The organism is Arthrobacter sp. BC5 (genome assembly GCF_056680255.1).
In genome coordinates this window covers 84,650-102,513 of sequence record NZ_JBWXPX010000002.1, presented here as the reverse complement: position 1 = coordinate 102,513, position 17,864 = coordinate 84,650, and the positions used below count along the sequence as shown (strand labels likewise).

17 protein-coding genes and 1 pseudogene are annotated in these 17,864 nt (G+C 61.1%); 5 read left to right on the top strand and 13 right to left on the bottom strand.

Annotated features, from left to right (window positions below; genetic code table 11):
• Positions 1–40: 40 nt before the first annotated feature.
• Both AC1MFI_RS18040 and AC1MFI_RS18035 read right to left on the bottom strand, forming a co-directional pair.
• On the bottom strand, positions 41–265 hold the full coding sequence (locus AC1MFI_RS18040) for a hypothetical protein (protein WP_479821101.1): 225 nt from the start codon (positions 263–265) through the stop codon (positions 41–43).
• 71 nt (positions 266–336) lie between these two features.
• Positions 337–723: a hypothetical protein gene (locus AC1MFI_RS18035; protein WP_479821100.1), complete on the bottom strand. Its 387-nt coding sequence runs from the start codon at positions 721–723 to the stop codon at positions 337–339.
• Between the two features lie 212 nt (positions 724–935).
• On the opposite strand from AC1MFI_RS18035, the gene AC1MFI_RS18030 reads away from it, so the two are divergent.
• Positions 936–1,313: a DUF6221 family protein gene (locus tag AC1MFI_RS18030; RefSeq protein ID WP_479821099.1), complete on the top strand. Its 378-nt coding sequence runs from the start codon at positions 936–938 to the stop codon at positions 1,311–1,313.
• Between the two features lie 116 nt (positions 1,314–1,429).
• Here AC1MFI_RS18030 and AC1MFI_RS18025 read toward each other — a convergent pair whose 3' ends face one another.
• Both AC1MFI_RS18025 and AC1MFI_RS18020 read right to left on the bottom strand, forming a co-directional pair.
• Entirely contained in the window at positions 1,430–2,590 is a 1,161-nt protein-coding gene (locus AC1MFI_RS18025) for a heparan-alpha-glucosaminide N-acetyltransferase domain-containing protein (protein WP_479821098.1), read from the bottom strand.
• Positions 2,591–2,823: 233 nt separating this feature from the next.
• Complete coding sequence (locus AC1MFI_RS18020; RefSeq protein WP_479821097.1) at positions 2,824–3,798, bottom strand: GNAT family N-acetyltransferase; 975 nt, start codon at positions 3,796–3,798, stop codon at positions 2,824–2,826.
• Between the two features lie 1,343 nt (positions 3,799–5,141).
• Here AC1MFI_RS18020 and istA point away from each other — a divergent pair.
• From istA to AC1MFI_RS18000, 4 genes and pseudogenes are all read left to right on the top strand, one after another.
• Positions 5,142–5,842, top strand: a pseudogene (istA, locus tag AC1MFI_RS18015) (IS21 family transposase); the annotation flags it as partial.
• A gap of 704 nt (positions 5,843–6,546) precedes the next feature.
• Complete coding sequence (locus AC1MFI_RS18010; RefSeq protein WP_479821096.1) at positions 6,547–6,957, top strand: four-helix bundle copper-binding protein; 411 nt, start codon at positions 6,547–6,549, stop codon at positions 6,955–6,957.
• Between the two features lie 162 nt (positions 6,958–7,119).
• Positions 7,120–8,445 (top strand): APC family permease, encoded by a 1,326-nt coding sequence (locus AC1MFI_RS18005; protein WP_479821095.1) that lies wholly within the window; start codon positions 7,120–7,122, stop codon positions 8,443–8,445.
• Positions 8,446–8,501: 56 nt separating this feature from the next.
• Positions 8,502–9,377: a potassium channel family protein gene (locus AC1MFI_RS18000; protein ID WP_479821094.1), complete on the top strand. Its 876-nt coding sequence runs from the start codon at positions 8,502–8,504 to the stop codon at positions 9,375–9,377.
• A gap of 89 nt (positions 9,378–9,466) precedes the next feature.
• On the opposite strand, the gene AC1MFI_RS17995 is transcribed toward AC1MFI_RS18000, so the two are convergent.
• The 9 genes from AC1MFI_RS17995 to AC1MFI_RS17955 form a co-directional block, all read right to left on the bottom strand.
• Positions 9,467–10,147 carry an RES family NAD+ phosphorylase gene (locus AC1MFI_RS17995; protein WP_479821093.1) on the bottom strand — a complete coding sequence of 227 codons (681 nt, stop codon included), beginning with the start codon at positions 10,145–10,147 and terminating at the stop codon, positions 9,467–9,469.
• A gap of 3 nt (positions 10,148–10,150) precedes the next feature.
• The gene (locus AC1MFI_RS17990) at positions 10,151–10,561 is read right to left on the bottom strand and encodes a hypothetical protein (RefSeq protein WP_479821092.1); all 411 of its coding nucleotides are present in this window, start codon (positions 10,559–10,561) and stop codon (positions 10,151–10,153) included.
• 472 nt (positions 10,562–11,033) lie between these two features.
• Positions 11,034–11,219: a hypothetical protein gene (locus AC1MFI_RS17985; RefSeq protein ID WP_479821091.1), complete on the bottom strand. Its 186-nt coding sequence runs from the start codon at positions 11,217–11,219 to the stop codon at positions 11,034–11,036.
• Positions 11,220–11,288: 69 nt separating this feature from the next.
• Positions 11,289–11,879 carry a DUF3093 domain-containing protein gene (locus AC1MFI_RS17980; RefSeq protein ID WP_479821090.1) on the bottom strand — a complete coding sequence of 197 codons (591 nt, stop codon included), beginning with the start codon at positions 11,877–11,879 and terminating at the stop codon, positions 11,289–11,291.
• A gap of 39 nt (positions 11,880–11,918) precedes the next feature.
• On the bottom strand, positions 11,919–12,866 hold the full coding sequence (gene lgt, locus AC1MFI_RS17975) for a prolipoprotein diacylglyceryl transferase (RefSeq protein WP_479821089.1): 948 nt from the start codon (positions 12,864–12,866) through the stop codon (positions 11,919–11,921).
• Positions 12,863–14,626 carry a cytochrome c biogenesis protein ResB gene (gene resB, locus AC1MFI_RS17970; protein ID WP_479821088.1) on the bottom strand — a complete coding sequence of 588 codons (1,764 nt, stop codon included), beginning with the start codon at positions 14,624–14,626 and terminating at the stop codon, positions 12,863–12,865. The genes lgt and resB overlap by 4 nt, the downstream gene beginning before the upstream one ends.
• Before the next feature lie 100 nt (positions 14,627–14,726).
• The gene (locus tag AC1MFI_RS17965) at positions 14,727–15,467 is read right to left on the bottom strand and encodes a TlpA family protein disulfide reductase (protein WP_479821087.1); all 741 of its coding nucleotides are present in this window, start codon (positions 15,465–15,467) and stop codon (positions 14,727–14,729) included.
• A 96-nt stretch (positions 15,468–15,563) separates the two neighbouring features.
• Positions 15,564–16,313, bottom strand: a complete 750-nt coding sequence (locus tag AC1MFI_RS17960; RefSeq protein ID WP_479821086.1) for a cytochrome c biogenesis CcdA family protein — start codon at positions 16,311–16,313, stop codon at positions 15,564–15,566.
• A gap of 222 nt (positions 16,314–16,535) precedes the next feature.
• Entirely contained in the window at positions 16,536–17,495 is a 960-nt protein-coding gene (locus AC1MFI_RS17955) for a F510_1955 family glycosylhydrolase (RefSeq protein WP_479821085.1), read from the bottom strand.
• Between the last annotated feature and the right edge of the window lie 369 nt (positions 17,496–17,864).

The window sequence follows — 17,864 nt, the reverse complement described above, 5'->3', positions numbered from 1 at the left end:
GTGCGGGGGTGATGGTACTCAGCCACACCCAGCCCTCGCGCTAAATCTTGGTGAGAGGTTCGAGGAATCGGATCTTCACCGCGGTTCTCGTGTACGCGATCGCATGCGCCTGAACGCGGATGGCTTTGGAGGGGTAGCGTACCCAGGCGTACACCCGTCGTGGTTCCGGGAAGTCGGTGGGCCGGCAGTTCTCGACGTCGAGCTCGGCCGCGGTGAGCATGATCAACTCCTCGCGCATGACGAACTCCTCGATCCGCTCGTCCATCAGCCTGGCGTAATGCTTGCCGTATCTTTTGGACCCACCCACGAGACGGCCATGACCCGTCTATCGCCGGCTCAGAACCCGTCGACGCCGGCGACGCGGCGCAGCCGCCAGTCCTGCCACCGCGGATCCGCGCTCATGTCGAACTCGAGCACCGGCGACGCCGGGCCGGTCTGTGCCTGGAACCGCCAGAACCTCGTCGTGAGCATGCTGCCACTACCGCCAGGGCTGCCCGGGGGAGTGGTGGAGGGTTCCCACCAGTTGCTCGAGCTGGACCACGGCGCCGGTTCCCCGATGACCTGCCACAGGCAGCCCCGCCACCGGAGCGCCAACGGCAATCCCGAGGGCAGGAACCGGACGTCAGCAACCTCGTCCAGCACATGCCAGGCCGCCGCAGCCGAGCCCGGCTCGTCCTGTTTCGGGGCCGTGGTGTGTGTCCTGTCGACTGGTTGCGTTGTCATCGTCCGTGCCGTCCTGATCCTTTGCCGTCGCTCGTGCAGCTTAAAAATAGAACACAAATTCGATTGTTAGGAAGCGGCCCGCGAGCTGCCGCGGCAGGGGAGAGGTGGCGGCACCAGACTCATTTACTCAAATACTCCGATGAGTAAATGGGTCTGATGTAGTAGGCGATACGCCGCTGCAGAACCGCAGCATGGGATCGTAGGCTCGTCGGATGGACGAGCTCGCCGCCTTCATCCTTGCCCGCGTTGCCGAAGACCACGACCTCGCCTACCAGGCACTTCACGACCCAGGCGCCGGCGGTATCCTCGGCGCTCACACTAGAAACTGTCACGCGGCCGACGCGGGCCGGTCCGTCGACGTCGCCGGAAACGAGCTGCTGCTGGATCCGCTGGCTTGCCACAACATGAATCAGAGCCCCGAGAAGGTCATTGCGGACTGTGCCGCGAAGCAGCGCCTGGTCGCCTATGTGCAGAGCGTCGACTGGGACTACGAACCGGCAGGGGAGCAGGACTGCATGCGCACGATTCTCGAGTTGCTGGCACTTCCTTGGCGGAACCACGCCGACTACTCGCTGCGCTGGGCTGCCTAAGCCTTGTTAAACAAGGATTGCAATACAAGCCTTGTTTAACAAGGCTTGTATTGGCACTAACAAGATCACTACCCCTACACCACTAAAATCACCTAGTTGAGAGGTTTGACCTCGATCTACGTGTTGCCTGACAGGCGGGTTCGAGTCCGTTTTATGAGTGCGGCGATAAGGCCCTCGAGCGGACCGTAAGCATGCGACCGGCCCCACTGCAGGGCAAAGATGATTGCGATAGCAACCTGGATAATAAGCGAACTACCGGGTTGGTTCGCGAGGAATCCAGTCGCCAAGATAATCAAATGAGCTGAGTACAAGGTCAAAGTCATGCACCCTAGGGCTGACAGTGGTTTTAGTGTCGAGGCCGCGAAGCGGGCAAAAAGAAGGACTGCCCCTAAGGCGGCCATGGAGGTACCAACAGTATTCAGCTTTTCTAGAGCCGTAGTGGAGTGAGGTGCAAGGATCAACTGCCACCAAAGGGAGGTGACAGGAAGATGTCCCTCTGGCCCCCATACCAGCGTCTGGTCGATCGACTCCATACTGAGGAACGGTGTTGACTTATACAACCTGTTCATACCGTTCAATGGGCCTAGCAGTAGTGCGGAAATCAGCCATGTGCTGACAGCTAACAAAAGCCCGGAAACAAGCATACGAACTTGTATAACGTGCGACCCGATGTCAAGACGCCCAATGGCCAGTCCAGCACAAATATACGTCATGTAGGGTAAAACGGGATAAACTCCTGTTAGCAGCAGTTGGCTTATTAACACCGCGGGCTCTGAGAGAAGCATTGTGAACGTAGGGTTGGAGCCATGTTCAGGTAGGGATTCCCGCAGTGCCTGGACCAGGATAGGGCCGGCCACTGCCATCCCCGCGGCAAAAATTGCTAGTACCCAAACCGAAAGACTGAGCAGTGGGGTTGCCAGTAGAAACATCACGCCGTAGTAGGCCAGTATTATAGATACTGGCGTCCCAACGTGGCCGAGTGAAAGCCCTAAGAGTGTGATGAGGGAAGCTCGAATGGCTATGGATACGCGGGCTGTTCTTAATGCTGCACCTTGAGCGGGAATGTGTGCTCCGGATGCGAACGCGAGTGACACGCCAGCCAGCAGCGCGAATAAGGAAGCGGAATGTCCGGCAAACACCAACCACAGGAAAGTAGGCTCGCCACTATCGTTCGCGGGAGGGAGGACGTGGACGACCATTAAGCCGATAAGTGCCAGACCTCGTGCTGCGTCCACGCCAACCAATCGTCTTTTTCCTGCAGCTTCAGCAGAGCGCATACTTTATCCTTAGAAATCGGATGGGTAACGGTGAAGTTTTGGTTGTTGAGAGAACGATGAATACGTGCGTACTGCTTTGAATTCGACAAGCCGAGCTGTGCGTTGAGTGGGGACACTTATGGCTGCAGCCGTCTTTCCTCCCCGGTCCCTGCATCTCGTGCAGGGATGTTGAGGTCTCTAATGCTTCACCCTGCTACTGTCTTAGACAGCGCACGCAGACAAGATGACGGACGTCAGCGCCCCGTCTTGCTCGTTAGACTGGTTAAAGACTGACGTCCGAATATTATGGTTCGTTTTACGCGGTGAAAGAGGCGCGGAGATGCTGCCAGTAATGACTGCTTGGCAAGTCGCTCAAAGGCACTGAAGGTACGATGAGTCCACGATGGCCTTCCATAACTCTCAATGAGACGTACATGTGTTGACAAAGGCCATTTGTAAGACTCGCCTCCTTGCAGAAAGTCGAATCTCTTGTGCCCCAAGTGAAAGCTGGATTCCAGAGTGCGCAACAGTAGCTCCTTGCCGACTCCGTACTTCCCGAAAGCAGGGTCATATGCAGGAATGAGATCTAAATACTCGCTCTGCGTTAAAAAGCCAGCCTGGACCGCAACATACTTGTCAGCCACTTCTAGAGTCGACACGACAAGATGCCCACTTTCGAATAAGCCCCGCAACATATTAACTGTCCGGGTATTCTCGAGTGTTTCGTGCCCGCCTTCGTACTGCTGAACCTTCCAAGCAAGGCAGGTATTGAGGGCGCTGATCCGCGGGTTGTTGAAGGTAAAAACAGGTTCCCCGTGTGCTTCCGCTAACCTCGCACGCCGCCGACGTTGATCCTGGATTACCCCCTTATTGCGCTTCTTGACTAGGATCAAGTACTCATCCCACGTCGAGAATCGTGACCAATCTACAAAAGGTGCAGGTTCTTGACTGGTAGGAGGCATTGGTTCAGTCGAGTGTTGGTCGCCAAGGGTGATAGTGGAAGCGACGATCTTCGGAATATAGTCGATTCTTTGTAGTCCCTCTCCCTCGAGTGGGAATGTTTCGACATAGTCGTAGAATGGGCCGGTCGTTAATGTCCTATTATTGTTTATTTTGACAAGGCGCACCTGCCTTCCCTGTGCTTCGTATAGGTTGAATTCTATTTGCCTAGCCCGGTGATAGTCCTTGGCCAGGGCCATGAGGAAGGCGTCGGATGTAAAAAAGTTCATTTCTTGTCCTACGGGTAACTAGCTACATCATGGTTTGGCATTCAAGAGACGAGTGTGTGGAAGTGTATGGACTGAACTGCTGTGTAGTCGTTAGGACGCCCCGTTGAGGCGGAACAAGGTGCTTGCCTGCGGTTCGGATCGATGCAGGAGCGATCTGCCATGAGCGAGTTGGCTTGGTTCAACATCATTGAGGTACTACCCGTACCGGTACTCACCACGGCTCAGAGTCCGAGGGGTTTGGATGTGGGTGAGTCCAGTCGTAGTGGGAGTCACAAGAAGGAGGACCTGGTGCCAAGGTCTTCGCGCATACCCGGTTGAGGGACAGGTCGTCGTCTGCTGCCGCTCCGACAGCTGTCTCGGTCATGAAACTGGCAGCGGCGGGTGCTTTTCCGGTTCGGCATCAGTGTCGTTCGTCGGCGACAGTGTGTCAGCAGAACTAGCGCAGGCATGGTTTGGTCACTGCCGGGTGGAGCTGCAGGGTCAGGTAAAGGACCCACACCTGTCTATGTGCGGCTAATGGAGAGCTGAAGTAGGGAAACCGGCTGAGGTGTGGAACTCGGGCTGAGTGTCAGCAATGAGAAACGTAGCGGAACCTCGTGGGCCTTCCGGGCCTTGAGGACGGAGCAAAGCCAAAAGAACGTCGCGGCGCCGAGAATCAGGAGAGCGATCATGCACACCGCGTCAAGCATTAAATGATGTGACGAACAGGTGGCACCACACAACGACGGATGAGAAGACTGTTGGCCGGTCTCGCTCCAATCCGGGAAGCTTGCGACCGTTGTGTCGCTACGTACCGGCGTTATATCACCGGTTGCATTGAGAAGGGTTGTGTAACTCAGCGCAGCGACCATCACTTCGGCGCGCGGAGGAGTACCGATGAACATCGGTGGTTCAGCCGCGTTCGTCGGACTGACAGGAGCATGGTACGTAACCGAGTCACTAGCAGCGATTAGGCTCGGACCAATCCCGAGGTGCATCACTAGCACTCCGCCGAGGAGAGTGAGCAGGCGGAGCGTCCAACCCAAGCACGCCAGCACCCCCGCCGTACTGGCCAACGGGGAAGGAGTTTCCATGGGATTTTTCATCAAACCACCCCTCCTTCCGCTCTTGCCGCTTCCGGCAAACATATACCCCCCCTAGGTCGGGGTGCCAGAGGTGAGCGGGTTACCAGGTATCGCGCCCGGACCACCGCGTGCACACGATTGACTGTGACAGCCTCATCTGAGACCACTAGGACGGTTTGAGTCAGTACCACCGAAGACTCACCGACTCCTTGTGACGGTTTGATTCAGGACCACCTTCACTCTTGTTCCATCTAATGGGACGAGCTCGTGGAGGTTCGGATGAGGTTGCGTATGGAACTGTTCGCCAGCATTCGCAGAGATGACCGAGTCGAGGGTGCCTCGATTCGTGAGTGGCTCGGCGGTATCAGGTTGGTCGGGACACTGTCCGTCAAGCATTGGCGAGTCCGGTTCCTCCACCGCGGAAGGTCCCGGTACGTTCCTCTCCACGATTGGATGCGTTCAAGCCTGCGATCGACGCGATGCTCGTCGAGGACACGACCGCGCCGCGGAAGCAACGCCATACCGCCCGCAGGGTTCTTGCCCGGCTGATCGACGAGCACGGGGCCACGGAGCTGTCGTATTCCACGGTGCGGGACTACGTCCAGATCCGCCGCGCGGAGACCGACGTCGAGGCCGGCCGCAGGGTGGAGGTGTTCATCCCGCAGGAACACGCACCGGGTGCGGAGGTCGAGGTGGACTTCGGTGAGGTCTGGGTCGTCCTGAACGGGGTGAAGACGAAGTGCCGCATGTTTGTCTATCGGCTCTCCCACTCCGGGAAGGCCGTTCACCGGGTGTATCCGACGCAGGCGCAGGAGGCGTTCCTCGAGGGACATATTAACGCGTTCGCTGTTCTGGGCGGGGTCCCGACCCGACACATCCGGTATGACAACCTCACTGCTGCGGTAACGTCGGTGGTGTTCGGGCAAGGACGGCAGCGGGTCGAGAACGACCGGTGGGTGCTCTTTCGCTCTCACTACGGCTGCGCTAGTCAGCGTGCTTAGTCCTTCGTTAGGGTGAATTGTGTAGCACACAGCAGGACTGGAAGGGGTCAGTAATCTCAAGGCCAGTACGAGGCATCATGGGCACCACCGCACGCACGGTGGTGCAGATTGTGCTGACCTTGTCACTGCTGGTGTCCTTCACGACCTCAGCAGCAGCAGCTATGTGCCTGCAAATGAGTCATGACAGTTCACCGGCCGGTACGCGCATGTCCGCAGACGTCACGGACCTCCCTGTCCGGGAGACTCCAGCGTCCACTAGCGAGGCTGTTACAAGTGACGCGCTCGAGAACCTGAAATCAGTGCATCCCTGTTGTGAGCAACAAGTCAGTACGCCGCAGGGAGTTATGCCTCCGCAAGGAGCGGTGCTGAGTGAGCAGGGGGCCGTCTCCGTTCTGGAGGTCACATCGTTTCCGGCGCATGCAGGCTCATTGCCCCTTTGGGTGTCCCATGCCTGGCAGGAGAGACGCGACCACCTCGCCCCGTCGCTGACTGCCCTATCGATTAGTCGGACATAAGCCCGCCCGGCCGGCACCTCACGACGGGAACACAGACCCTACCGCGGCTTCACGCCGCCCATGTCCGGCTATTTGCGCGCCCGGGCAAGAGAACGAAGCGCACCCCCTGTGGCCGACTCTTGTGCCCCGAACACTCTTGTTGCCACACCCTGAACAAGGAGAAAACCCATGACACACCACGTGACGTCCATGCTCGACACCTACCCCAAGGATTTGGGGGGAGTGGACCGGGCCAAACTCGCAGAGTGCATCCAAGCCTGCTTCGAGTGTGCCCAGACCTGTACCGCCTGTGCCGATGCCTGCCTCAGTGAGGACATGGTCGCCGAGCTCACCAAATGCATCCGAACCAATCTGGACTGCGCTGATATCTGCTCGACCACGGGCAACGTTCTGTCTCGCCACACCGGGTATGACGGGAATATCACCCGCAGCATCGTGGAGGCCTGCCGTACCGCGTGCAAAGCCTGCGCGGATGAGTGTGAACAGCACGCCGAGATGCACGAGCACTGCCGTATCTGCGCCGAAGCCTGCCGCCGCTGCGAAAAAGCCTGCGAGGAACTGTTGTCCGTCCTCGGCTAGCACCCACGTTCTGGCACTCCTACCTGCCTGAACGCATTGAAGAGCAGCTATCAGCCATTTGGTTAATCCTCGATTGACCGAATGGCGCCTGATGCGGTCCCGGGCCTCACATCGTGTGGGGTCCGGGACTGCGACGGTGACGGACCTACAAGGGAGACCGGCATGAGAAAAGAAGATACGTCGAAAGAAGATCAGAAGCTGTCATTGGTTGGATCTGTGTCCCTCGGCACGGGGGTCATGATCGGAGCCGGGATATTCGCCTTGGTCGGACAGGTTGCCGAACTTGCCGGCGGCTGGGTTTCCTGGGCGTTCCTCGCCGGTGCCGTCGTCGTCGGTTTCAGTTCGTATTCCTATGTGCGCTATTCCGCGACGAACCCGTCGTCCGGTGGTATCGCGATGCTCCTCAAAGCCGCGTACGGCCCCGGCGTCGCCGCCGGCTCGCTTTCCCTCTTCATGTATGTGTCGATGGTCATGGCCGAAAGCCTCCTCGGCCGTACCTTCGGCACGTACATCCTTCGACCTTTCGGGATGCAGTCATCGGTGCTCTGGGTGCCGGTTCTGGCGGTACTCGCCATCGCTGCTGCGGCGCTGGTGAACCTAGTCGGTAACCAGTGGGTGGAACGCTCCGCAACCGTCACCGCAGCCCTGAAGATCATCGGCATCGCGGTCCTGGCCATCGGAGGGATTCTTGCTGCCGGCATTTCTTCGCTGGGCCGGTTCTTCACCACGGCCGGACGAACCCCACCCGACTCGGGTTTGCTGGGATTCCTGGCGGGAGTGACCCTGTGCATCCTGGCCTACAAGGGCTTCACCACGATCACCAACCAGGGCGCTGACCTACGCAATCCCGAGCGCAACATCGGCCGTTCCATCATGATCTCCATCGGCCTGTGCACAGTGCTCTACCTCCTGATCACAGTCGCTGTCACTGGAAGCCTCGCTGTCCCGCAGATTGTGGAGGCCAGGGACTACGCTCTCGCCGAAGCAGCCGAACCCGCCTTCGGACCCGTGGGCGTGGTGCTGACCGTCATCATCGCCGTCGTCGCCACTCTCTCAGGGCTGATTGCCAGCCTCTTCTCCGTCTCCAAGCTCTACGACATGCTCCACGACATGGGCCAGGCGCCAGGGCTGCCCGGGCACAAGGCACACCAGTCCCTGTTCATCACGGCCGGGCTGGCCATAGTCATGGCCGCGTTCTTCGACCTCTCACAGATTGCCTCGCTCGGGGCGATCCTCTACCTCGTCATGGACATCGCTATCCACTGGGGCATCATTCGGCACCTCCGGAACGAGACTGGCGCCAACGCCTGGGTTCCAGGTGTCGCGATCGTGCTCGACTGTGCAGTCCTGATTCCCTTCCTGCTCCTCAAAGCACAATCGGATCCGACCACCTTGATCATCACCGCCGTGGTCGCCATCGTCATTGTCGCCACCCAATGGGTGATAGTGCGTCATCACGACCGAGCTTCAACTGAGTCCACCACCTGAGGTTAGGAACAAGCCCGTTGTGAGGACCTCATCAGTTCCGATGAAAGGAGTTTGATATGACGTGGATTTTCACCGTGCTGGGATTCATCATCATCGGAGTCGGGCTCTGGGACGTCTTCCACACCCTGCTCCATCCCAGCGGCCAGGGGGCGCTGACCAAAGCCGCTATGAACAGCACCTGGAAAATCTCCAAGCCGCTAGGACTGAAAGTATTATCTCTGGCCGGGCCCCTCGGTATCGTGGCAGTGATTCTGCTGTGGGCGGCTCTGCAGGTCCTTGGGTGGGCGCTGGTGTACTACCCCCACGTTCCGCAGGGTTTTACGTACGCCGACGGTATCAACCCTTCCCGATACCCCGACTTCATCGAAGCGCTCTATATCTCAACTGTCACACTGTCGACCCTCGGCTTCGGAGACGTCATCGCCACCGACCCCTGGATCAGGGCGATATCCCCTGCCGAAGCACTAATCGGTTTTGCCCTGCTCACGGCCGCGGTGTCATGGTTTCTGCAGCTTTACCCGGCCCTCGCCCGTCGTCGGGCCCTCGCACTTCGCCTCACCGTCCTCCGGGATGCGATGTACCTGCAACACCTGTCTGAGTTCACACCCGAGACGACCAGCCGCGTCCTCGACAGCATCACCGACGGCATCATCCAAACCCGGGTGGACCTCACACAAACCAGCGAGTCGTATTACTTCCGCGAGTCAACGGCCGCAGCATCGCTGGCCACGTCTCTCTCCTACGCGGTAGCACTGAGCGAACTCGCCAAGGACCTGGCTGATCCGGAGGTGCGGGCATCAGGTCTGGCACTGCACAACTCCCTTCAGGACCTCAGCACCCTCATGGGCAACTCCCTGGGAATCAAGGGATCAACAACCGACGACACGTTCCAGTCGTACGCGTCAGACCATAAGTACGACTATCACCCGTAGGAACCCTGTAGGTGAAGGGAACATCCACTCGGGGAGCGGAGCACTCACTAGATGGAATGGCATTCCTGAGAGCTGGCGGCGGAGGCTTCTCAATGGATCGTCAAGCGGAATAGGCGGGCCACATCGAGGAGGTTCGGATCAGTCTTCTCGATCGTGGTCTGCTCGTGGATGAAGGTCTCGGTGCCGGCAAAGATGGCCCAGCACTCCTCATGGTCGAGTTTGGAGACGTATCGGATGCCTGAGTAGTTGTAGAGACCTTCGTCGTCGAGGGAAGAATACGCCCAGCGCGCGATTTCACGGGTAAGGAGCCGGTTCATCCCGCGCACGTCGGGCACATCGAGGGTTTCCACGCCCAGCGGTTCGAGCTGCTCACCGATCTGACCAAGGATGTACTGGCGGGTTTCGAGGTCCTCGAGGTCAATGAATGATGCAGGATTCGTGGTGCCGACGGTGAAAAGGCGGCGTTCGTCCCGCCAGGACGCCGGGATGCTGTTGGGCGGCATGAAGCCGCTGGGGTCATCGTGCACGAGAGCCGCCATCTTGGGGGACACTCTCTTGCCCGCAAGGGTTTCCAGGTAGGAGCCTCGCGGACTGGTGGCGCAATACAGCACTCCGCCGCCTGGCACGTCGAAGCGGTTCCCGGCATCCGGAAGGAGGGCGTCGTCTGGGGCGATCTCGGAGAAGCGCTGCCCAGAGGGGATGAGGGCGACTCGCCAGACCCTGTCGGGGATCTCGACCGTTCTGGGTGCGAGCGAGGCGCCCAACGCCATGCTTTACCCTCCTGCCCGGTATGCGCGGGCGGCGGCCATCGCTTCACGGGTCCGGTTCTCGGCGATCGCTTCAGCGGGCGACATGTCGTCGAGCTGGCCGTTCATGCCCATGAACCACGCTCGGACGGTGTGCGGTGACTGCGGGGCTAGAGGGTCATGGGCGAGGAACATGAAGATTTGGTAGGCGGCTCTGATGCGCCGTTCCACGTCCAGAGACTTCGGTAGCTGCTTGGATGCCATCCATCGGGTGACGGTTTGCCGGTCTTTGCCGGCGATGAGCTGTGTCAGGGCCGGGCCCAGATTGTCATTGAGCACGGTGACCATGTCACTGAATCCGGTCTCGAACTCATTGCCGGGTGATCCTGTGGCGCTGCCGCGGCCGTGCCGTGTCCTGGTGGTTACTCCGTCGCCCATGGTGGTCCTTCTATCGCGGTGTCGTGGTGGCTCAACTACTGGTTACCTATATATACATGTAAACGAGTACCAAACGACATATGTTCCGACACTCGTATGTAGCCGTTCTGATACTTGTGTCGACGAGGACTCCCTCGTGTACCGACGATGGCTCTCTCGGAAACAGCACCGCACGGGCTTGTTGCGTAGTGTCGTTCTTTGCTCCGCGCATATAGGGAGACTGTGCAGGCCCACCGGTCACTCGAGGTGATCCACCCGCTGTCGGTGACGCAGGTGGGTGTGTGCAGGCGGGCTGCTGGTTCCTGCTGTCCATCTGGGGGCGGGACAAGCAGCGAAGAGTGGGGGAGCTTGTGCCGTGCCCCTGTGGGCAGGAAGCCGGGCCACCTTCTTCATGACTCTTCACCTCGGCGATCAACGAACGTGAGGATGAATGAGCTGGAGCCCTGGTCTTCAGATGGTTCGTCTGAAGGGTTTAAGTGACGAGCATGAAGGTTGTGACGGCGGTGATGCCGGCGAGGGCTAGCAGGATGAAGCCGAGCATGACGGCTCTGCGGTGTTGTTGTCGCCGGTACTGTCGTTCGGCTTCTGCGGCCTTCGCCGCTTGGAGGCGCTTGTCCGCTGCGTGTGTGCGGGCTGTCTTGCGCTTGTTCCGTGCCATGGTGTGGGGTTCTCCTCCGTCCGGTGGTGAGCTTCCCGCGTATGCGGACAGCCTGCTGTGTGCCTGCCTCTACACGCCAGTCGCGGTCGTCTCTGGTGTGGGTGGTGGGGTCGTGAGTAGTTCGGCGAGTTCGTGGGGGTGTCTGGAGGACACCAGCCAGTAGGGTGTGGGGTCTTCGGGGTCGGTGATCTCGATTTTGACGACGGCGTCGATCCATCCCCTGATGCAGAGGTAGGTCAGGCCGTGCAGTGCTGTACCACGTTGCCGGGTGGCTTCCTCGCGGGTGAAGGCTTCCGCCGTCCCGATGTACGTCCGGTCGATGTGCGCGGGGCCGACTCGCAGGCTGGTCCTGTTCACCAGGATCGTGGGCATCGAGGTGAGCAGCATGATGACGAGGATGATCAGGGCGATCACGGATGCCACAACCCCGATGGACATGTCGATGGGGGCGAAGATCACTGCCGGTACGAAGGCGAGCCCGACGACGATGATCCATACCCACACATTCGGGTATAGCCGTTCCTTCCAGAGGACTTCATCGGCCTGCTGCGCCGACTTACCTCCAGGTTCTATGTGGTGGCTCGAGGCGTCGGTGCTCCGAGGGGCATCTGGAGGATCGAGTGGGGGGATGTTGGTTCCTGGTTCGGGTGGTTGGTGCATGAGGTGGGTCCCGTCGGACGGATCTGGTCTGTGTGGGTTTCAGTGGGGGTCGGGGTTCGTGGAGCTGGTGTGTTGTTGCGATGACACTGCAGATGGCGATGGTGTTGCTGGGTGGGGTGGTGGTACGTCGAAGTTCGTCCGGTGGGTAGTGGAGCGGGGCTGGTTTCTGCGGATGATGAAGAAGGCCAGTGCTGCGAGGAACAGGAGTGCTGAGACCCAGGTGTTGATGCGCAGCCCGAGGATGGTGTTGGCGTAGTCGGAGCGCATGAGTTCGAAGAAGAACCTGCCGGCGGTGTAAAGGGCGACGTACAGGGCGAGGACGGAACCGGCGCCAAGGGTGGTTCTCCGATCCAGGATCAGGATCAGGGCTGCTGTGATCAGGCACCAGATCGACTCGTATAGGAAGGTTGGGTCGAAGTATCCGAGGACGACCGGTGTTCCGTCGGGGTTGAGTCGTGCCCGTCCGGTGCCTGCGTCCATGGCGTGGATCTGCAGGGCCCATGGTGCGGTGGAGGGATCCCCGTAGAGCTCGTTGTTGAACCAGTTGCCCCACCGGCCCAGGGCTTGGGCGATGAGGACTGCTGGGGCGGCGGCATCGCCGAACGCGAGGAACCCGACGTTGTTGCGTCGGCAGCCGATGTACGCGCCGAGGGCACCGAGCGCTATGGCTCCCCAGATGCCCAGTCCGCCTTCCCAGATCTTCAGCGCGTCGACGGGGTCCTTCCCGGGCCCGAAGTAGAGCTGGTAGTCGGTGATGACGTGGTAGAGCCGGCCGCCGATGATGCCGAACGGGACCGCCCACATCACGACGTCGAGGACCTGGCCGGGCTGGCCGCCGCGAGCCGTGAGTCGCCGTCCGGTCAGCCACACCGCGGCCACGATCCCGGCGAGGATGCACAGCGCGTAGAAGTTCAGGGTGATGGGTCCGAACTGGAGGGCGCTGATCGTGGGGGAGGGAATGAAGCTATCTGGTGGGGCAGGGTTCATGACTGATCCGATGGTCGGGTGGAACTGCTGGTGACAGTGCTGGTGTTGGGGATAGTTCCCGGCGTGGTCGTGCTGTGCGGGGTTTCGGGAGACTCCGGGTGCCCGGACTGGTGCTCGGGTTGCTGCTGGAAGTGGTGTTGCAGGTGTGTGCGGATCCTGGTCGCTTCCTTGCTAAGTCCGGGGTCTTCCCCTCGTGCGAGGAGCCCGTATTCGATGACCGTGTTCCCGTCTGTGGAGGTGGACGCGGCGATCCAGGCGCGGCGGCGTGGGGTGATGAGGGAGAGGATGAGTCCGGTCAGGGCCAGGGTGGAGAACACGAGGGCCCCGATCTTGCCTGGGTCGTAGGTGATGTCCAGTGCGACGAAGCGTTTGAGGCTGTCGAAGGTGATGGATCCCTTGCCGTCGGGCAGTTCGTAGGTCTGCTCCGGTTCCAGGACGATGCCGCCGGCGTCGGTGTCCCTGCCGTTGAGTTGCGTCAACTCGGTGGTGTCGAGCTGGTACACGGATCTGGGGGTGCCGTCATCGAGGCCGAGGTTGCCGTAGTAGGAGTTCAGGTTCAGTCGGGGGTTGAACGGGTCGGGATCCGAGCCGAAGGCAAGCCCTGTCTCGTCGACGACGGCGGTGGGCAGGAAGAACCCGACGAACCCGAGCTGATCGGGTTGCGCGTCGGGGGCTTTGATGACGATGGTTGAGGTGTAGGCCGAGTCCGTGGGCTGGGCGGGTACGGGCCCGGAGAACGCGATGTTGCCGTCACCGTCGCGCACGGTGATGACCGGCGCGTAACCGTTTCCGACGAGGTAGACGTTGGTTCCGTCCATGCCGATCGGTGCGTTGACTTTCAGTTCCTGCCGGACCGGGGCGGCATCGGGGTTCTCCTGCACGGTCATGGTGGCGGTGAAGTCCAGTGGCTGTCCGTAGGTGGCGGTGTCGTCCCGGTTGAAGGTGACGTCGAAGTCCTCGAGGGTGAGGGCGAAGGGTGCCAGGGCTTCCTCGTTGAAGTTCGTTCCGGGGGTGAAGGAGTCATAGCCGATCAGGGCGTTGGTGAATCCTTCACCTTCCACGATGAGTTTCTGCCCCCGGTACCCGAACATCCCGCCGATTGCGACGGCTACCAGTACCCCGATCAGGGCTGTGTGGAATAGCAGGTTTCCTGCTTCTTTCAGGAATCCTCGCTCGGCCCCGACCGAGGGTCGGTCGGTATAGGTATCCCGTACATCGACCCGGTACCCGAGCTTGCAAAGAATCACGGCCGCTTCTGTGACCGTGGCAGTGAGGCTGCGGTGTGTGGCCGAGAAAGGCTGGCTGGCCGAATCCGGGCCTGGATCAGAAACTGGATTAGAGACCGGATCAGAGACCGGATCAGGGACCGGGTCAGGTCCTTGGTGGGTTTCTGCGGGGTGGTTGGGCAGGGTGAGTGTGCCGTGTTGGGGGAGGCGGGAGAGTAGCCGCGGGGTGCGGGGCGGTGTTGCCCGTAATGCGTTCAGATACACCTTGGTGCGCGGGATGACGCAGCCGATGAGTGAGATGAATAGCAGCAGGTAGATCGCGGAGAACCAGGCGGAGGAGAAAACGTCGAAGAGCTGGAACCTGTCCAGCCAGGGACCGGTATCAGGGTTGTCCTGCAGGTACTGGGTCACGACCGCCGGGTTCGCGGGACGCTGCGGGAACAAGGATCCGGGCACTGCAGCAACCGCGAGTAGGAGTAGGAGCTGCAGTGCGGTTCGCATGCTGGTGAGCTGTCGCCACACCCAACGAAGCATCTCTACCGGCCCGAGGGCGGACACCCGGACATCATTCTTTGCCGGTCCGCCCTTCTGAGGAGGGCTGGGACGGTGGCCCTGTCCCGCGTTGGGTTCCGTTTCAGCTGACATGGTTCCGGCCCTGCTGCATATCGGCCCCGCGCGGGAATGGCATCCCTGCCACAAGCCTTGTGGCCGGGGTTGCTGGTGGAACTGGTATGCGGGGGAGGGCGCTGCTGCTGGCGGTGGGTGTGGGGGTGTTGAGGGCGTCGCTGATGAGGGTGCGGAGGGTCGTTTCGTCGGCGATGCCGAGGATGCGTGCTGCGACTCTGCCCTGCCGGTCTAGGACGAGGGTGGTGGGTACGGCCTGGGGTGGTACGTAGTCGGTGAGCTGGAGCAGGAGCTTCCCGTTGCGGTCCTCGAAGCTCGGGTAGGTGATGCCGAAGGTCCGCTCGAAGGCTTCCGCGGTCGGCTTCTCGTCGCGGACGTTCACCCCGTAGAAGCGCACACCATCGGGGCTGAATCGTTCATTGAGTTGCTGGAGGGAGGGCGCTTCCACCCGGCACGGTGCGCAGGCCGCGTACCAGACGTTTAGGACGACGACGTCTCCGGCCCAGTCGCCGGAGGTGATCGGGGTTCCGTCGAACAGAATTCCCTGCACGTCCAGGGGTTCGCTGCGTTCCTCCGGCGCATATTCGGCGACTGAGCCGTCCCCGGCGATGTAGTTCTTGTTGTCGCCGGCGCGGGCCTGTTCGGCGAGATCATCGTTGCTGGTTGCGCAGCCGGCGAGGACGAGGCAGGACGCGACCAGCATCACCGCGGCGCGACGGGGCCATGCGATGGCCCGTGCCGGGCTTGGCACGGCCGACAGTCTGGGTGGGTACGGGTGGTTCTTCACGAAGGTTCCCTCCGGTTGTAGAGGTACGGGGGTGGATGGCTCGGCGCGCCGGCGGCGTCCTTAGATGGGGGTGAGGAAAGTGCCGGCGAGGTTTTGCAGTTGGTAGATCCACAGCATCCACACACCGGTGACCATGAGCACTCCGACGAGGATCAGCAGGGACCCGCCGATGATGTTGAAGACGCGGATGTGGCGGCGGACGAAGGCCAGGGCGGTGGTGACCCATTGGACTCCCAGGGCGACGAGGACGAAGGGGATCCCGAGACCGAGGCAGTACACGAATCCCAGGACAGCTCCCCGCCACGCAGTACCCGTCGTGGTGCTCAGTGCCAGGACAGCGCTGAGGGTCGGACCCATGCACGGTGTCCAGCCGAGACCGAAAACGACACCCAGCAGGGGTGCGCCGGCGATCCCTGTTTTTGGGCGCCACGTGAGTTTCGCTGTCCGCTGGAGGAATGAGACCCTGCCAACGAGGGCCAGGCCCATCACGATCACGAACAGGCCCAGGACCCGGATGAGTGGGTCCTGCCAGCGCAGCAGCCAGGATCCCATGACCCCGAACGCCGCCCCGTACAGGGTGAACACGAGGGCGAATCCGAGGATGAACAGGGCTACCCCGGTCAACACCCGCTTGCGGTTGTCTGGCCGTCCCGGTTCGGTGAGTCCTGAGACGTAGCCGAGGTAGCCGGGGACCAGTGGCAGGATGCAGGGGGAGAGGAACGACACGATCCCGGCTGTCATCGCCAACGGAATCGCCGCGAGCAAGGCCCCGGACTGAACAGTGTCGGCGAAGAACTCACCAATGGTCATGGCAGTCTCCCCGAGCTGAGGGACGTAGGCCCGCCGCCCGTCGTTACTCCCGATGTCCTGTCCGTAGCCATGTCGGTGCTCGGACCAGATTTGCTCGTGCCGGTGCTCGCTCTCACCTGCAGATCACCCATCATCGCTGGTCACATCACTGATCGAGTGGTTGGTTGGGTGGTGGGCCTGGTGAAGCGGGTGGTTTGTGAGGTGGGTTTGAGGCAGCACGTGTCAGGCGCCGCCAGCGTCGATGACGGTGGTGAAGGTCATGCCGTTGTCGACCGACTTCTCCAATCCGTTCTCTGTCGTTACCCAGACTTCCGTGCCGCTGGCCGTCCGTTTCGTGGTGATCGCTGAGGGCTGGGCAGAGACTTTCCCGGCCTGCTCCCAGGTGATGCCAGCATCTGTACTGGTCAGGACGTCACCGGCGGGAAGGATGCCGATGATGTCCGAGCCGTCGGTGACGGCGGCTACCAGGATGACCGGGGCATCGGGTTCTTTCGTCCAGGTCTTTCCTGCGTCCTCGGAGCGGTAAATACCGTCTTCGGTGGTCGCGACCGCGAGCTCCGTGGCAGGGTTCCCGGCTAGGTTATAGGGGCTGATCTGGGTGGTCGCGTCAGTCCAGGAGCTGCCGTCCTTGCTGACCCGCAGGGTGCCGTCGAACCCGATGATTCCCTCATAGGTGGTGGTCAGGGTGTGGAAGTCAGACTCGCCGCCGCGGGCAACCTGCGACCAGGTGAGCCCATCGGTGGAGCTGATCAACCCCACTGGGTTAGGCAGGTTGACGCCGGGGCCCGGGTGGCCGGAAGCGAAGTAGGTTCCGTCGCTACTAACGGTGAAGCCCATCAGATCAATGGTCTGCCCCATGGGTTCGGCGGACTCACCGTTGACCGTGAAGAGTCCCTCGTGCGAGGCGATCAGCACCGATTGCGTGTCACGATCCACCGCCAGCCCATGAATGTGGGAGGGATACGGCTGGGCCGATGCGGTCGACCCTGCACCGTCATCACCGGCCGCTGAGCCGGCTGCCGATTCAGCTGTTGAATCGGTCGATGACGTGCACGCCACAACGCCCAACGTCAGGGCGAGGGAGACCCCGACCAGGGCGCGCCGGCGCCAGGTACGGGGCATACGCCCCGCAGCAAGGAAAGCAGCGGAGGAAGGAGTGTAGGAAGGAGTGGGAGAAGTCATGGGGTGATGTATCCGATCAAAAGGGTACGTCCCCGCTGGTGCTGCCGCCGGTGCTCGGTGTACTCGGTGTGGTTCGGGTACTCGGGCCGTCCGGGGTCTTCCAGGGGAATGCGTAGGGCGGGCAGGGCACGCGACGGGCGAGGAAGGCCCGTGAGGTGCGCAAAGGTGTGGCTGGTGTCCCGCTCGAGAGGTGGGGAGTGATATCAGGTCAGGAAGCGTAACCCCGAAAAGGGCCGCCGGAGTGAAGCAGCTCGCAAATGTCATCGAGGCCGGGCTGCCGGGACCCGCCGCCATGATGGTGGCAGCGGGCCCCAGTTCAGGATCTGGCGATCGAGGTATCAGCGAGCAGCTGGTCAATCAGCCGGTGCA

Excerpts from the sequence above, each read along its gene's own strand:
- AC1MFI_RS18040 (WP_479821101.1), bottom strand. The coding sequence starts at position 265 with ATGGACGAGCGGATCGAGGAGTTCGTCATGCGCGAGGAGTTGATCATG.
- AC1MFI_RS18035 (WP_479821100.1), bottom strand. The coding sequence starts at position 723 with ATGACAACGCAACCAGTCGACAGGACACACACCACGGCCCCGAAACAG.
- AC1MFI_RS18030 (WP_479821099.1), top strand. The coding sequence starts at position 936 with ATGGACGAGCTCGCCGCCTTCATCCTTGCCCGCGTTGCCGAAGACCAC.
- AC1MFI_RS18025 (WP_479821098.1), bottom strand. The coding sequence starts at position 2,590 with ATGCGCTCTGCTGAAGCTGCAGGAAAAAGACGATTGGTTGGCGTGGAC.
- AC1MFI_RS18020 (WP_479821097.1), bottom strand. The coding sequence starts at position 3,798 with ATGAACTTTTTTACATCCGACGCCTTCCTCATGGCCCTGGCCAAGGAC.
- AC1MFI_RS18010 (WP_479821096.1), top strand. The coding sequence starts at position 6,547 with ATGACACACCACGTGACGTCCATGCTCGACACCTACCCCAAGGATTTG.
- AC1MFI_RS18005 (WP_479821095.1), top strand. The coding sequence starts at position 7,120 with ATGAGAAAAGAAGATACGTCGAAAGAAGATCAGAAGCTGTCATTGGTT.
- AC1MFI_RS18000 (WP_479821094.1), top strand. The coding sequence starts at position 8,502 with ATGACGTGGATTTTCACCGTGCTGGGATTCATCATCATCGGAGTCGGG.
- AC1MFI_RS17995 (WP_479821093.1), bottom strand. The coding sequence starts at position 10,147 with ATGGCGTTGGGCGCCTCGCTCGCACCCAGAACGGTCGAGATCCCCGAC.
- AC1MFI_RS17990 (WP_479821092.1), bottom strand. The coding sequence starts at position 10,561 with ATGGGCGACGGAGTAACCACCAGGACACGGCACGGCCGCGGCAGCGCC.
- AC1MFI_RS17985 (WP_479821091.1), bottom strand. The coding sequence starts at position 11,219 with ATGGCACGGAACAAGCGCAAGACAGCCCGCACACACGCAGCGGACAAG.
- AC1MFI_RS17980 (WP_479821090.1), bottom strand. The coding sequence starts at position 11,879 with ATGCACCAACCACCCGAACCAGGAACCAACATCCCCCCACTCGATCCT.
- lgt (WP_479821089.1), bottom strand. The coding sequence starts at position 12,866 with ATGAACCCTGCCCCACCAGATAGCTTCATTCCCTCCCCCACGATCAGC.
- resB (WP_479821088.1), bottom strand. The coding sequence starts at position 14,626 with ATGCTTCGTTGGGTGTGGCGACAGCTCACCAGCATGCGAACCGCACTG.
- AC1MFI_RS17960 (WP_479821086.1), bottom strand. The coding sequence starts at position 16,313 with ATGACCATTGGTGAGTTCTTCGCCGACACTGTTCAGTCCGGGGCCTTG.
- AC1MFI_RS17955 (WP_479821085.1), bottom strand. The coding sequence starts at position 17,495 with ATGACTTCTCCCACTCCTTCCTACACTCCTTCCTCCGCTGCTTTCCTT.